This window comes from Reyranella humidisoli, from assembly GCF_019039055.1.
In the GTDB taxonomy this organism is placed as follows: domain Bacteria; phylum Pseudomonadota; class Alphaproteobacteria; order Reyranellales; family Reyranellaceae; genus Reyranella; species Reyranella humidisoli.
In genome coordinates, this window is sequence record NZ_JAHOPB010000001.1 from 1803592 (window position 1) to 1817487 (window position 13896).

Annotated in this window: 16 protein-coding genes; 9 read left to right on the forward strand and 7 right to left on the reverse strand. The window is 66.9% G+C overall.

The window, feature by feature from the left end; genetic code table 11:
* Positions 1 to 27: 27 nt before the first annotated feature.
* Positions 28 to 507, forward strand: a complete 480-nt coding sequence (locus KQ910_RS08885; protein WP_216958444.1) for an Lrp/AsnC family transcriptional regulator — start codon at positions 28 to 30, stop codon at positions 505 to 507.
* Here the strand turns inward: KQ910_RS08885 and KQ910_RS08890 are convergent.
* From KQ910_RS08890 to KQ910_RS08905, 4 genes are read right to left on the reverse strand one after another with little or no spacing between them, the layout of a single operon-like run.
* Positions 485 to 934: a DoxX family protein gene (locus tag KQ910_RS08890; protein ID WP_216958446.1), complete on the reverse strand. Its 450-nt coding sequence runs from the start codon at positions 932 to 934 to the stop codon at positions 485 to 487. The genes KQ910_RS08885 and KQ910_RS08890 overlap by 23 nt on opposite strands.
* On the reverse strand, positions 931 to 1719 hold the full coding sequence (locus KQ910_RS08895; RefSeq protein ID WP_216958448.1) for an HvfC/BufC N-terminal domain-containing protein: 789 nt from the start codon (positions 1717 to 1719) through the stop codon (positions 931 to 933). The genes KQ910_RS08890 and KQ910_RS08895 overlap by 4 nt, the downstream gene beginning before the upstream one ends.
* Positions 1703 to 2557, reverse strand: a complete 855-nt coding sequence (bufB, locus tag KQ910_RS08900) for an MNIO family bufferin maturase (protein WP_216958449.1) — start codon at positions 2555 to 2557, stop codon at positions 1703 to 1705. The genes KQ910_RS08895 and bufB overlap by 17 nt, the downstream gene beginning before the upstream one ends.
* Before the next feature lie 11 nt (positions 2558 to 2568).
* Positions 2569 to 2859: a BufA1 family periplasmic bufferin-type metallophore gene (locus KQ910_RS08905; protein WP_216958451.1), complete on the reverse strand. Its 291-nt coding sequence runs from the start codon at positions 2857 to 2859 to the stop codon at positions 2569 to 2571.
* A gap of 154 nt (positions 2860 to 3013) precedes the next feature.
* Here KQ910_RS08905 and KQ910_RS08910 point away from each other — a divergent pair, with 154 nt between their 5' ends.
* Together KQ910_RS08910 and KQ910_RS08915 are read left to right on the forward strand one after the other, a co-directional pair.
* Complete coding sequence (locus tag KQ910_RS08910) at positions 3014 to 3562, forward strand: sigma-70 family RNA polymerase sigma factor (RefSeq protein WP_369408307.1); 549 nt, start codon at positions 3014 to 3016, stop codon at positions 3560 to 3562.
* The gene (locus tag KQ910_RS08915; RefSeq protein ID WP_216958455.1) at positions 3559 to 4194 is read left to right on the forward strand and encodes an NrsF family protein; all 636 of its coding nucleotides are present in this window, start codon (positions 3559 to 3561) and stop codon (positions 4192 to 4194) included. Before KQ910_RS08910 ends, KQ910_RS08915 begins: the two co-directional genes overlap by 4 nt.
* 8 nt (positions 4195 to 4202) lie before the next feature.
* Here KQ910_RS08915 and KQ910_RS08920 read toward each other — a convergent pair whose 3' ends face one another.
* The gene (locus KQ910_RS08920) at positions 4203 to 5090 is read right to left on the reverse strand and encodes a LysR substrate-binding domain-containing protein (protein WP_216958457.1); all 888 of its coding nucleotides are present in this window, start codon (positions 5088 to 5090) and stop codon (positions 4203 to 4205) included.
* Positions 5091 to 5174: 84 nt separating this feature from the next.
* Between KQ910_RS08920 and KQ910_RS08925 the strand changes: the two genes are divergently transcribed.
* The 4 genes from KQ910_RS08925 (at position 5175) to KQ910_RS08940 (ending at position 9973) form a co-directional block, all read left to right on the forward strand.
* Positions 5175 to 5915, forward strand: a complete 741-nt coding sequence (locus tag KQ910_RS08925; RefSeq protein ID WP_216958459.1) for a sulfite exporter TauE/SafE family protein — start codon at positions 5175 to 5177, stop codon at positions 5913 to 5915.
* Between the two features lie 67 nt (positions 5916 to 5982).
* Positions 5983 to 6780: a class II aldolase/adducin family protein gene (locus tag KQ910_RS08930; RefSeq protein WP_216958462.1), complete on the forward strand. Its 798-nt coding sequence runs from the start codon at positions 5983 to 5985 to the stop codon at positions 6778 to 6780.
* The gene (locus KQ910_RS08935; RefSeq protein WP_216958463.1) at positions 6781 to 8625 is read left to right on the forward strand and encodes an ABC transporter ATP-binding protein/permease; all 1845 of its coding nucleotides are present in this window, start codon (positions 6781 to 6783) and stop codon (positions 8623 to 8625) included.
* 67 nt (positions 8626 to 8692) lie between these two features.
* On the forward strand, positions 8693 to 9973 hold the full coding sequence (locus KQ910_RS08940) for an SGNH/GDSL hydrolase family protein (protein WP_216958464.1): 1281 nt from the start codon (positions 8693 to 8695) through the stop codon (positions 9971 to 9973).
* A gap of 185 nt (positions 9974 to 10158) precedes the next feature.
* Here the strand turns inward: KQ910_RS08940 and KQ910_RS08945 are convergent, their stop codons facing one another.
* The gene (locus KQ910_RS08945) at positions 10159 to 10638 is read right to left on the reverse strand and encodes a DUF3237 domain-containing protein (protein ID WP_216958466.1); all 480 of its coding nucleotides are present in this window, start codon (positions 10636 to 10638) and stop codon (positions 10159 to 10161) included.
* A 5-nt stretch (positions 10639 to 10643) separates the two neighbouring features.
* Positions 10644 to 11807, reverse strand: a complete 1164-nt coding sequence (locus KQ910_RS08950) for an acyl-CoA dehydrogenase family protein (RefSeq protein WP_216958469.1) — start codon at positions 11805 to 11807, stop codon at positions 10644 to 10646.
* A 53-nt stretch (positions 11808 to 11860) separates the two neighbouring features.
* On the opposite strand from KQ910_RS08950, the gene KQ910_RS08955 reads away from it, so the two are divergent.
* Together KQ910_RS08955 and KQ910_RS08960 are read left to right on the forward strand one after the other, a co-directional pair.
* The gene (locus KQ910_RS08955; RefSeq protein ID WP_216958471.1) at positions 11861 to 12838 is read left to right on the forward strand and encodes a Bug family tripartite tricarboxylate transporter substrate binding protein; all 978 of its coding nucleotides are present in this window, start codon (positions 11861 to 11863) and stop codon (positions 12836 to 12838) included.
* Positions 12839 to 12863: 25 nt separating this feature from the next.
* Complete coding sequence (locus KQ910_RS08960; RefSeq protein ID WP_216958473.1) at positions 12864 to 13889, forward strand: amino acid ABC transporter substrate-binding protein; 1026 nt, start codon at positions 12864 to 12866, stop codon at positions 13887 to 13889.
* Positions 13890 to 13896: the final 7 nt, after the last annotated feature.

Genomic DNA, 13896 nt, shown 5'->3' on the forward strand with positions numbered 1-13896 from the left:
GGACCGCCGCTTACGGATATTGACATCATGGATGCCATCGACAGGAAGATCGTGGCGCTCCTTCAGGAGGATGCGAGCCTTTCGCTTGCGCAGATCGCGCATCGGGTGGGTCTGTCGCAGAGCCCCTGCTGGAAGCGTATCCAGCGGCTGGAGAAGACCGGCGTCATCCTGAAGCGGGTGGCGCTGATATCGCCCGAGTCGATCGGCATGGGATTGACTGTCTTCGTGTCGATCGAGACCGGCGACCATTCCTCGGCCTGGCTGGCGAAGTTCGCCAGCACTGTGACCGCCATGCCCGAAGTGATGGAGTTCCATCGCATGGCCGGCGACATCGACTACATGCTGCGCGTCGCGGTGACCGACATGCAGGCCTACGACCAGTTCTACAAGAAGCTCATCGACACGATGCCGCTCAAGAACGTCACCTCGCGCTTCTCGATGGAGCGCGTGAAGTCGACCACGGCCTATCCGATCGCCTCCGACCTCAAGCCCGTCCGTAAGCGGTAGGCCGGGACGGCCGGAAGAGCAGGCGGTCGAGTGCGAGGCTGCCCGGGCCGAACTTGGCGAGATAGAGCAGCGCGACCGCCCAGACGCCGTGCGTGTCGAAGGCATTGGGATAGACGAAGATCTCGATCACCAGGGTCATGCCGAGCAGCGCGAGGGCGGCGGGGCGCGTGAAGAGGCCGAGGAAGAGCAGGATCGGCAGGCTGAGTTCCGCGGCCGTCGCCATCCAGGAGGCGAGCTCCGGTGGCAGGAGCGGCAGCCTGTATTCCTCACGAAACAGCGCCAGCGTCGTTCCGCTGGCCCAACCTTCCAGCTTGAGCAGTCCCGAGCGCAGGAAGATCGTGCCGATCGAGAGGCGTGCGAGCAGCGCCAGCAGTTCGTGCGGAATCTGCGCGAGAAGCGCGTCGAGGCGGAGAAGCAAGGCAGTCATGCAGGCAGTCCTTCGAGAATGCGGAAGATCGCGCCCGCGCTGAAGAGCGAGGCAAGCGTGGTGGGAAGGTCAAAGGCATCGGGCGCGTTCGTCATCGCCTCCCCCAGCGTGGCGCCCTCTTCGAGAGCGGCGAGCAGCAGGTCTGCACCGGGTGGCAACAGGCTCACGAGGACCTCGTGATCCGGCCGCGTGACGAGGGCCGTTTCACCGGGGCGGTCGGGGCCGATCCGCCGGACTTCCGCGTCGAACGTATTGGTCGTCCAGATCGACACGATCGGCCAGGGCGACACGATGACGGTGGCGGCAGGATGCAGGACGAGCCTCGCGGACCCGAGGTCGGCGGCGGCAAGGGCGGCCAGCCGGTCGATTGCGACGGCCGTGGCGTCGGCAGCGTGAAAGGCCTGCTGGCGCGCCCATTCGAGCCGGGCGACGTCCGGTAGATAGGGCAGATCGGCGGCGGGCTCGAAGGTTTCGAGAAAGACGGCGAAGTCGCCGCCATACTCGGCGAGGACGGGCGATCGCGGCGGAAGCCGCTCGACGAAGACGAGGGCGGTGGCTTCGAAGAATTCCTCGCCGACCAGGCGGTGAACGACGGGGAATTTCGCCACGAGCGCCGCGACCAGGCTCGCCTTGACGTTGTTGCGATAGACGGCGAAGCGCCGCTCGCGCGAGGGGCCGGCCGTCTCCGCCACGGAAGAGGGCACCCGCAGGCGGGCTCGCAGCAGCGCCTGCGCGAAGGCCTCCTGCGTCGTGGCCAGCGGCGACATCTCAGGCTGCGCGAGCATGGACTTCACCGGTCGCGCGCAGCACCGAGTCCGCATGCATCACTTCCGCCTCCAGGACCGGCCAGGCCGGCACGTCGCCGTCCCATTCGATGAGCGTCGGCCGGGGCCCGAGCCTCGCGATGAGCCGGCGATGCAGGTCCCACACTTCGGGGGAAACGGCACGATCGTGCGTGTCGACGAGTAGAGGCGCCGCGCCGTCGTCCAGCACGGCATGACCGGCCAGGTGAATCTCGCCGACATGCTCGACCGGGAAAGCCTCGAGATAGGCGAGCGGATCGAAGCCGCGATTGACCGCGGACACGACGACATTGTTGAGGTCGAGCAACAGGCCACAGCCGCTGCGCCGGGCGAGCACGCGCAGGAATTCGGTTTCGGCCATCTCCTCGCCCTCGAAGCGCAGATAGGTCGATGGATTCTCGATGAGGATGCGTCTGCCGAGCGCGGTCTGCGCTTCGTCGACGTGCCGCACCACCAGGTCCAGCGTCGCCTCCGTGTAGGGAAGCGGCAGCAGGTCGTTCAGGAAGACCCCGTCATGCGTGGACCAGGCCAGATGTTCGGAGACGACGAAGGGCTCGTATCGATCGGCGACCGTCTTCAGGCGCGCGAGATGGCCCGGCGTCATGCCGCCGGCGGAGCCGATCGACAATCCTACGCCATGCAGGGAGACCGGATAAAGCGCACGGATGCGCTCGAGGAAGAAATGCGGCGGACCGCCCGCCCCCATGTAGTTCTCGGCATGCACCTCAAGCCAGCCGACATCGGGCCGGGCGTCGAGGATGTGCCGCTGGTGCTCGGGCTTCAGCCCGGCGCCTGCACGAGGGGAGCGATCCGCCGTCACGACGAGCGTCCTTACATCGGCGCCAGGGTGCCCTTGCGCTTCATGCCGTCCTTCAGGGTCACTTCCATGGTCGCGCACGAGCCCTTGGCGACGTACTTCCACGCCTTGGCGTCGTAGTCGGCCTTCGACTGTCCCGAGCAGGAGTTGTTGCCGGTGGCGGCGCAGTCGTTCTTGCCGGCCATGGAGATGCCGTAGCAGCGCTCTTTCTCGGCATTGGCGGTCTGGGCGTTGGCACCGGCCGACATGAGGGCGGCAGCGGCGACGGCGGCCGCGAGGGCGGCATTGGTGGTGCGATTGATCATGGATAAGTCCTCCTGGCTATCGAGCCATTGTCGGCCCGCAAGAGGTCATTCGCAGGATCGTGTTCGGGCGTTACATCGTCGGCGAGTTCTTTTTTCGCCGGATGACCTGTAATGTCTGGCCCCATCAACACGAATACGTGAGGGATCGAGTCTGTTGCCTGCTCCGGACGATCTCTCCGCGCTCATGCGGGCAGCCCGGAAGGGGGACGACGAGGCCTATCGCCGCCTGCTGGTCCTCGTCGCGGCGTGGTTGCGGGGAGTGGCGTTGCGCGGTCTCGCCGCCGCCGGCCGGCCACGTGCCGATTGCGAGGATGTCGTTCAGGAGACTTTGCTGGCCATGCATCTGAAGCGCGATACCTGGGACGAGACGCAGCCGCTTCAGCCCTGGCTGCGCGCGATCGCGCGTCACAAGCTGGTCGATCATCTGCGTCGCCGCGGCTTCACCGATCACGTCGATATCGACGACCATTCGGACACGCTCGCAGCTCCCGAGGCGGCGGAAGAGGGAAGTGCGCTGGACGCCCGGCAGATGCTCGGCCGGCTGCCGGAGCGCCAGCGGCGCATCGTGGAAGGCATTTCCATCGAGGGCCAGAGCGCCCGCGAGGTGGGCGCGCGTCTGGGTCTGAGCGAGGGTGCCGTTCGCGTGACCCTACATCGCGCGCTGCGCACACTGGCTGCGGTCTACCGCAAGGACAGGACATGAAGACCGAGCAGCTCGTCGCCTCACTGGTCGCCGACCGGGCGCAAACCTCCTTTCCGCTCGGGCGCGCCGTGGTCCGCGCCGTCGCGCTCGGCGCACTGGTTTCGCTCGCGATCTTCGCCTTGGGGTTCGGGCCGCGCGTGGATCTGGCGGCCGCCTTCGCGACCTGGCGATTCGACCTGAAGCTCCTGCTGGTGCTGGCCGCGCTGGTGGCGGCCTCGGGCGCCTGCATCGCGCTGGCGCGGCCCCTGTCGTCGGGGACATGGCGCCGGGGCGTCGTGCCGGTTGTTTTGATCGCGGTGGTGGGACTGGCCAGCGAGCTGCTCCTGGCACCTCCGGGCAGCTGGGCGACGAGGCTGGTCGGCAGCAACGCGTTGGTGTGCCTGACCGCGATTCCGATTTTTGCGCTCGCGCCGCTGGCGGCTCTGTTGCTTGCGTTGCGTCGCGCGGCGCCGGCCTCTCCCGCGCTCGCTGGAGCCGCGTCCGGCGCTCTGGCCGCCGCCGCGGCCGCCACCCTCTACGCCTTTCATTGCTTCGACGATTCGCCGCTGTTCGTCCTCACCTGGTATTCGCTGGCGGCGATCCCGGTGATCCTCGTCGGGGCGGCGCTCGGGCATCGCCTGCTGCGCTGGTAGCCAGGGGATCAGCCGCCTCGGCGCAGGACGTCGAACAGCCGCCGGGCCGGGCGCGGCAGGCGGCGGGAGTCGCGTACATAGAGGGCGAGTTCGCGCATCGACCAGGCCTCGGCCAGGCGTAGAGTCGCGATCGGCAGGACGCGCCGGTGCCGCGACGCGGTCGTCTCCGGCACGATGCCCACGCCGACGCCCGCCGCGACCATGGCGCACACGGCGTCGAGACTGCTGACGCGGACGCGCAGCCGCAGCGCGCGACCCAGTCGGGCGGCCTGCATGGCCACATGCTCGTCGAGTGCCGTGCCGCGCGGCAGGCCGACGAAGTCGAGGTCGAGCAGGTCGGCGAACGCGGTCTGGCGCTTGCCCGCGAGGCGATGGTTCGCCGGGACCGCCAGCACCAGCCGATCGGTGCGAAAGGGATGACTCTCGAGTCCGGGAACGAGGGCCGCCTGCGAGCCGATGCCGATGTCGGCGTCACCGGCCGCGATGGCGGCGCCGATCGCCGGGCTCTCGCGATCCTCCAGATCGATGTCGATCGTCGGATTGGCTGCCAGGAAATCCGCCAGCAGGGCGGGCAGGTGCTCCGAGAGCGCCGAGGTGTTGGCGAGGATACGGACGCTGCCCTTCAGTCCGCGCGAATAGGCGCTGAGGTCGCCGCGCATCGTTTCGATCTGCTGCAGAACGATGCGGGCATGGTCGAGCAGGCTGCGGCCCGCCTCGGTCGGCTCGACACCGCGCCGGCCGCGCTTCAGCAGGGGAACCCCCAGGATCTCTTCCATGCCGCGGATACGCGCGCTCGCCGAGGCGAGCGCCAGGTGGGCGCGCTCGGCGCCGCGCGTGATGCTGCCGGTCTGAACCACGAACTGGAACAGACGCAGGTCGGTGAAGTCGAAGCGCATGATCTCTCAGCCTATGGACAGTCCGAAGGCAGACTCCGTATTCTCCACATTGCGAAGCGCCCTGCCACCTTCCAAGAGTGCCGCATGGTCCTGTCGACACTCGCCTTCGTCCTCGCGGTCTTCCTGGTGGCGGGCTTCAGCAAGGGCATCATCGGTCTCGGGCTGCCGACCATTTCGATGGGCCTGCTGGCCCTCGTTCTGCCTCCCTTCGAGGCGGCGGCGCTTCTGATCCTGCCGTCGCTGGTCACCAATGTCTGGCAGATGGTCGACGGTCCCCATCTCAGCAGGCTCCTGCGGCGGCTCTGGCCGCTCAATCTCGGCGTCTGCCTCGGCACCTGGGCGGGGGCAGCCTTCGTCTCGGGCCTCGGAGGAGCCTACGGGGCCGCGGCGCTGGGCGTCGCGCTGATGGCTTACGCCCTGTCCGGCCTGGCGGCCCTGAAGTTCGCCGTTCCAGCCCCGGCGGAACGATGGCTGGGACCGGCGGCCGGCGCTGCGACCGGAGCGATCACCGCGGCCACCGGCGTCTTCGTCATTCCGGCCGTGCCTTACCTGCAGGCGATCGGTCTCACAAAGGATGAACTCGTGCAGGCGCTCGGCCTGTCGTTCACGGTCTCGACCCTGGCCCTTGCCGTCACCCTCATGGGCCGAACCGATCTCGGCGCCGGCCTGGCCTGGCCCTCGGTGGCGGGTGTCGTCGTGGCGCTGCTCGGCATGCGACTGGGACAGGCAGTGCGGACCCACCTGTCGCCGCAGACCTTCCGGTTGTGCTTCTTCGCCGGGCTTCTGGCCCTCGGCGGCTATCTCGCAGCGCGCGGTCTGGCCTGACGGCTGGATGGACGGTCGGAGAAGGCGGGGATAGCTTCAGGAACCCTTCTCATCGTGGAGCGTTTCCATGGCCGTGCACGCCCTCAAAACTTCCAAAGTCGCCAATCTCCGGTCGAACGTGTCGCCCGAAGAATGGCAGGCTCGCGTCGATCTCGCCGCCTGCTACAGGCTGATCGACCTGTACGGCATGTCGGATCTGATCGCGAACCACATTTCGGTGCGTGTGCCGGGCGAGCCCGATGCCTTCCTGATCAACGCCTACGGCCTTCTGTACGAAGAGATCACAGCGTCGAGCCTGCTGAAGATCGATCACGAGGGCAACATCCTCAATCGCCCGGAGTTCAGCGGCGGGCTCGAATACGGCGTCAACCGCGCGGGCTTCGTGATCCACAGCGCCATCCATATGGCCAAGCCCGAGGTCGCCTGCGTGATCCACACGCACACCTGGCCCGGCATGGCGGTTTCGACCATGGAATGCGGCCTGCTGCCCAACACGCAGACGTCGATGCGCTTTGCCAAGATCAGCTATCACGACTTCGACGGTGTGGTTCTCGATCTCGCGGCGCGCGAGGCGCTGGTGAAGAGCCTGGGCGACAACAACGCCCTGATCCTGCGCAATCACGGTCTGCTGACGACCGGCGCGACCATTCCCGAGGCATTCAACGCCATGCACCGGCTGGAGCTGAGCTGCAAGACGCAGCTCGCGGCCATGTCGTGCAACACCAAGCTGATCGACGTCCCCGCCGACGTGGTGGACGCGACCTACAAGAACTATCAGCCGAAGACCCGCCGGCCGTTCGGCCTGCTGGACTGGCCGGCTCTCCTGCGGAAGCTCGACCGGATCGATCCGGGCTTCCGCGACTAATTGGATACACCGCACAGCTCCATACGCGCCTTCGCCGCCGTTGCCAGTGGTTACTGGACGGCGCCGGGATATCGCGCCGTCGCCTGGTCGCTGACCGGCGGTCTCGTGGTGCTGGGTGCGGCCAATGTCGGCATCGCCCTGTGGCTGAACATCTGGAACAGGGACTTCTTCAACGCCCTCGACAAGCGTGACGTCGGGCAGCTCATGGAGCTGCTCTGGATGCTCGCCGCCATCGTCGCGTCGGCGGGCGTCGCGGTGGCGATCCAGCTTCACGTCAAGCGCCGGCTGCAGATCAACTGGCGCTCCTGGCTGTCGCACGTCACCGTCCAGCGCTGGTTGAACGGGGGCCGCCAGTACCAGCTCGGCATGCTGGCCGACGAGGTCGACAATCCTGACGGCCGCATCGCCGAGGACATCCGCGTTTCGACCGAATTCGCCGTCGAGTTCGCCCAGAGCATCCTGCAGTGCGTGCTGCAGCTCTTCACCTTCCTCAGCGTGCTGTGGATCCTGTCGGGCACGATGCCGATCAAGCTGTTCGGCTTCGAGTTCAACCTGCCGGGCTACATGGTCTGGGCTGCCGTGGCCTACGCCCTGGTCGGTTCGCTGCTGACCTACTTCCTGGGCCGCGGCCTGATCCACGCCGGCAACATTCGCCAGAGCCGCGAGGCCGATTTTCGCTCCGGCCTGACACGCGCGCGCGAGCATGCCGAGGGCATCGCCCTGATGCGCGGCGAGGACGACGAGCGCGAGCGGCTGCGCGGCTCGCTCTTCGACCTGCGTTCAGCCTGGAATGTCCAGACGCGCGGCCAGGGCAACCTGTCGCTGCTCACCAGCTCGCTGGCCTATCTCGCGCCCATCGTGCCGCTGATCGTCGCCCTGCCGCGCTATCTCGGTGGCGAGATCGCGCTGGGCGGCCTGATGCAGACGGCGCAGGCCTTCTCCAGCGTGCAGTGGGCTCTGTCCTGGCTGATCGACAACTTCCCGAAGTTCGCCGAGTGGCGCGCCTCGACCGATCGCCTGGTGCATCTGCACGTGGCGCTTACCGACCTCGAAGAAAGCAGCGAGATGGCGGACGAGGAGCGGATCGTGGTCCATCCGCCGGCTGAATCGGACCGGCTCATCATGCGGGAACTCGGCGTGGCGCGGCCCAGCGGCGAGATGCTCGTCGCCGAGGCCGAAGTCGAGATCCAGCGCGCCGAGAGGGTGTTGATCCGGGGCCAGTCGGGCAGCGGCAAGAGCACGATCATGCGCGCGGTCGCCGGCGTCTGGCCGTGGGGCCGCGGCGCCATCCATCTGCCGACCGGCAACATCACCTTCATGCCGCAGAAGCCCTATTTCCCACTGGGAACGCTGCGCGACGTGATGCTCTATCCGGCCGAGCCGGAAGGCGTCAGCGACGACGTTCTCAAGGACATGCTGCACAAGGTCGGCCTCGATCATCTGCGCGACCGTCTCGACGAGACCGAGCGGTGGGATCACATCCTGTCCGGCGGCGAGCAGCAGCGCGTCGCATTCGCCCGGGTGCTGGTCCAGAAGCCCGACTGGATCTTCATGGACGAGGCCACGTCGGCGCTCGACGAGGCCGGCCAGGAAAACGTCATGAAGCTCCTGATCGAGGAGCTGCCGGAGACATCGGTCGTCAGCATCGGCCACCGCCCGGGGCTCGAGGTTTTCCATACGCGCGAGCTGACGCTGGAGCCCGGCGCCGACGGAACCCGCCTGCGGTCCGACGCCGGCAAGCGCTCGCTCGGCGACCTCTACCGCAAGATGGCGGCGGCCAGCCGCTCGACGCCACGCGATCCCGGCTTCTGGGCGCATGTTCGCGCCAGTCTGCTGGGCCGCTGAGCCTCGCGCCGTCCCTTTTGTGAGGCCTTCGTCCGCGTGATATCCCCGCGGGTACATGATCCGCTGGATGGCATCCCATGTCGGGCTGGCAAGGCCCCGTCGCTTCGAGCGGACGATCGCCGTGCTCGCATCGCTGGTCCTGGCGGCATTGGCCGTCGCGCTCACGTGGGCCTATGGGCTCGCCACCGGACTGCCGCCGGGCTCGCCGCGGAGCTGGTACTTCGCCTATCTCGCTTCCCTGCTGGGGCTCGGCATCGTCTGCTCACGCTGGCCGCGCATCGCGATGATCGTGCTGTCGCTGGCGGCGGTCGAGATCGGCCTTGGATTCGGCTCCGTGGCGATGGTGCGACACGACCTGGCCGACAGCGACCTGATGCCGGCCAACGCGCCGCGCGAGGTGGAGCGCGTGTGGCATCCGCTCCTGCAGGCGACCAATGTACCGACCGCACAGGGTTCGCGCGGTAGCTATCGGGTCGATTCGCAGGGATTGCGCGGGCGGGAGCGCTCATCCGCGGAATTGCGGGACAAGACGGTCGTCGCCGTGTTCGGTGGATCGACGACCGAGGATCTCGCCATCGCGGACGGTGAGACCTGGTCCGAGCGGTTGGAAAGCCTGCTGGGCGTCGATCGCTTCGCCGTGCTGAACCATGGCGTGACCGCCAACAGTAGTGTCCAGATCGCGATCCGGACGGCCTTCTATCAAAGCGCCTACGACACCGTGCCGGACTGCGCCGTCTACTATGTCGGCGGGACGGACATCAACGGCTCCCACACCGCAAATCTCGATCCCGGCTTCGCCAATCATCAGACTCCACAGCTCGTCGACGCACTGGAGGCTCGCCGCGTCGAACGTGCCCTGCCGGAGTTTTCCCCGCTGCTGCGCCTGCTGGGACGCCTGGCCGCCTTTGCCTTCGATACGGTCCGGGCACCGCCAAACCCAGGAGGGAAGGCGAGCGCCGATCCCGATCCTGCGCTCGAGGCCATATTCCTGCGCAATGTCCGGACGATCTCTTCGATCAACCGCGAGCGAGTCGTTGCGACCCTCTGGATCGGCGAGGTTTTCGATTTCGATTCGCTCGTCAAATCCGGTGGCCGCAGGGGCATGTGGAGCGCCTATCTGAGGGTAGGCGATCTGCAAGCCCTGTTGATGCGGCTGAACGGCCTCCTGCAACGCGAGGCCGGGGCGCTGGGCGACACCTACATCGCACTCGACGAGAAGCAGTTCGCGCCTGACGACTTCGCTGACGGCGAGCACTTCTCCGCGAAGGGCGCCGCCCGGTTCGCGTCCCTGATCGCGCCCCGTGTCGCCGAGGTATGCCGCAAGAAAGAGCGGCCGGTACGCCCTTAGGGTCTTTCCGTCTCAGATTGACCCACAGACCTCATCCTGAGGAGCGCGCCGGAGGCGTGCGTCTCGAAGGATGGGCAACAGATGAGGTGCGTGTGCCCACCCTTCGAGACGCGGTCCTACGGACCGCGCCTCAGGGTGAGGTCGTTGTTGAAGAGCGAGGTGATTCTATCTTGTCCCGAAAGGCTCTAAAGCACTTCGTGGAAGCCGATGGCGACGCGGTCGGGCGCTCGGGTGGCGACACCGACGAAGGTCGCGCGTTCCAGCCATTTGAGCGTGGGCTCCGACGTCTCGAAGCGCGGCGCGGTGCGGAAGTGGTAGCTGCCCGGGGGCATCGCCTCGCCTCGGGTCATGCGCTCCAGCACCTCGGGGCTCGCGACACGCAGGCCGTCGTTCTGGACGAAAATCATGGCGCCGGCGGCGCTGCGGATCGTGTAGCGCGCGACGACCTCGATCGTGCCGTCGGGCCGCACGATCTGCCAGTCTGCGCCGCCTGGCAGGATCTCGCCCTCCAGCCGGGGACCGCGCACCTCGCCGCCCAGGATGTCGATGATGCGGCGATGACCGCGCGCCGTCTGGCCGAGATCCTGGATCGGCCCCACCTTGGCCTTGATGGAAAAGGCGAAGCGCAGGGACGGTGCGGTCTGGATGAAGGTGTCGACGTCCATCGGCCTCACGCCTTCTGCTTGCCGAGCAGGTGGTCGGAGATGATGCGCTGCTGGATCTCCGAGGTACCCTCGAAGATCTTGGTGAGGCGCGCATCGCGCCAGTAGCGCTCGACGGCGTGCAGAGTCGTGTAGCCTGCGCCGCCGAAGACCTGCAGCGCCTCGGAGGTGACGCGCTCGGCCATCTCGGAGGCGTGGAACTTCACCATCGCCGCTTCCTTGTCGCAGCGCCGCTTCTGGTCGATCTCGTCGCAGACGAAGTACATGAGCTGGCGCGACGCCTCGATCTCGGTCGCCATGCGCGCGAGGCGGAAGCGCGTGTTCTGGAATTCGCCGATCGCCTGGCCGAACTGGCGGCGCTCCTGCGCATAGGCGGTGGCATCTTCCAGCGCGCCGCGCGCGAGGCCGATGGCGCGGGCGGCGGTATGGGCGCGGGCGCGCTCCAGGCCGGCCGAGATGTAATAGAAGGCGCGGCCTTCCTCGCCGATCAGCGCCGAGCCGGGCAGGCGGCATTCGTCGAAGGCCAGCTCCCAGGTCTTCCATCCGAAATAGCCGATCTTGGGAATGGGCGAGCCCTTCACGCCCGGCGGCAGGGTGCCCCTCGGCTTCTCGATCAGGAAGGACGAGAGGCCGACATGCTTGCGCTTGGGATCGGGCGCGTCGGAGGTGCGGGCCACCAGCATGATGTAGTCGGCGCCGTCGGCGAAGGTGCACCAGTACTTGTTGCCGGTGACGACCCAGTCGTCGCCGTCCCGTCGGGCCCGGCAGGAGATGCTGCCGAGATCGGAGCCGACATTGGGCTCGGACATGGCGGCGGCGCCGAGAAACTCACCGCGAGCCGCGCGGGGGAGGAAGACGGCGCGCTGGGCCTCGGTCATGCCGCGGCCGGCGCTCAGCCCATTGCCACGGGCGATGATGGAGGCCACGCTCATCCAGCCGCGCGCCAGTTCCTCGGCGATCAGGCAGTATTCGAAGACGCCGAGGCCCATGCCGCCATATTCTTCGGGGATGACGATGCCGAAATAGCCCATGTCGGCCAGCTTCTGGATGAGCTCCGGCGGGATGTCGCCCTTCTCCGGATCGAGCTTGTTCGCGACCGGCAGCACTTCCTTCATGACGAAGGCGCGCGCCGTCTCCTGGATCATGCGGCGCTCGTCGGTCATGTAACCCATGGATTTTCCCCGTTTCTTGCATGAGCATAGTATCGAACTCGAAGGAGATCACAGTGCGCAGATTTCTGCTTGGCGCCACGGCGCTTTTTCTCTGTGCGGCATCCGCCGTTTTTCCCGCAGCAGCTCAGGACTGGCCGACACGGCCCATCACCATCGTCATGGGGTTCCCGCCGGGCTCCGGCACCGACGTGGTCGCGCGAGTCCTGCAACCGCTGCTCGACAAGGCGCTCGGCCAGCGCATCGTGATCGACTACAAGGCCGGCGCCGGCGGGAACGTAGCGTCCGAATTCGTCGCGAACGCCAGGCCCGATGGCTACACCTTCCTGCTGGGCACGGCCGGAACGCATGGCATCAATGCCGCGCTCTACAGCAAGCTCCCGTTCGATCCCGAGAAGGACTTCACGCCGATCTCGACGCTGGTCGACGTTTCTAACGTGCTGGCGATCAATCCCAAGGCGATCGACGCCAAGGACGTGAAGGACTTCATCGCCAAGGTAAAGGCGGCACCCGGCAAGTACAATTACGCCTCGACCGGCAACGGCGCCGGCACGCATCTGGCCTTCGCCGAGTTCAATGCCAAGGCCGGACTCGACATGGTGCACGTGCCCTACAAGGGTTCGCCCGACGCCATCCAGTCGGTGCTGAACGGCGACACCTGCTGCATCTTCGCCCAGGTCCAGATCGCCATGCCGCAGGCGGCGGCCGGCAAGATGAGATTGCTGGGCGTCTCGACCAAGCAGCGCGTGCCGGCCATTCCCGACGTGCCGACGATCGACGAGGCGGGCCTGCCGGGCTTCGACAGCTATACCTGGTTTGGCCTTTTCGCGCCGAAGGGCCTCGATCCGGCGATTGCACTCAAGATGAACCTCGCCATCAAGACGGCGCTGGCCGATGCCGGCGTCCAGAAGAAGCTGGTCGAGCTCGGAAACACGCCGCGCTATGAAACGATCGAGCAGTTCCAGGCGACCGTGAAGCGCGACCGCGCGAAGTGGGCCGACGTCGTGAAGACGGTCGGCGCCAAGATCGAGTGAGCCGGACAGGAAGAGGGGACGTTCCATGAAGAAGATGTTCGCCGCGATGGCGCTCGGTGCGGCGCTTGCCCTGCCGGCGGTACCGGCGATGGCCGGCAAGGACCTCGATGCGGTGAAGGCACGCGGCCAGCTCGTCTGCGGCGTGGCGGTGGGCGGCATCGCGGGCTTCATGGTGGTCGACAACCAGGGCAGGTGGACCGGCATGAACGTCGACATCTGCCGTGGAGTCTCCGCCGCGCTGTTCGGCGATTCCGAGAAGGTGAAGTACGTGCCACTGTCCGGCCAGCAGCGCTTCACCGCGCTGCAGGCGGGCGAGGTCGACCTCCTGTCGAACAACTCGACTTGGACACTGACGCGCGACACCGCGCTCGGCCTCGATTTCGTCGGCATCACCTATTACGACGGCCAGGGATTCATGGTGCCGAAGAAGCTCGGCGTGAAGAGCGCCAGGGAGCTGAACGGTGCCTCGATCTGCGTGCTCACGGGCAGCACGTCCGAACTCAACATCGCCGACTATTTCCGCGCCAACAAAATGAGCTTCAAGCCGGTCCTGTTCGAGGACCCGGACCAGAGCCGCAGCGCCTTCTTCAATGGCCGGTGCGACGCCTATTCAGGCGACCAGGCCCGCCTCTACGCGACGCGCATTGCCAATGCGCCCAATCCCGACGACTACATCGTCCTGCCGGAAGTCATTTCGAAGGAGCCGCTGGGACCGGTCGTGCGTCACGGCGACAACCAGTTCGCCGACATCGTGCGCTGGACCCAGTATGCGATGCTGGAAGCGGAGGAGTACGGCATCACCTCGAAGAACGTCGACGAGATGCTGAAGAGCGACAATCCTGCGATCAAGCGCATCCTCGGAGTCACGCCGGGCATGGGCAAGGCCCTCGGGGTCGACGAGAAGTGGGTCTACAACATCATCAAGCAGGTCGGTAACTACGGCGAGAGCTTCGAGCGCAACGTCGGCTCGGGCTCGCTGCTCAAGATCCCGCGCGGCCAGAACGCGCTGTGGACCCAGGGCGGCCTGCAGTACGCCCCGCCGATTCGCTGAACGCTTC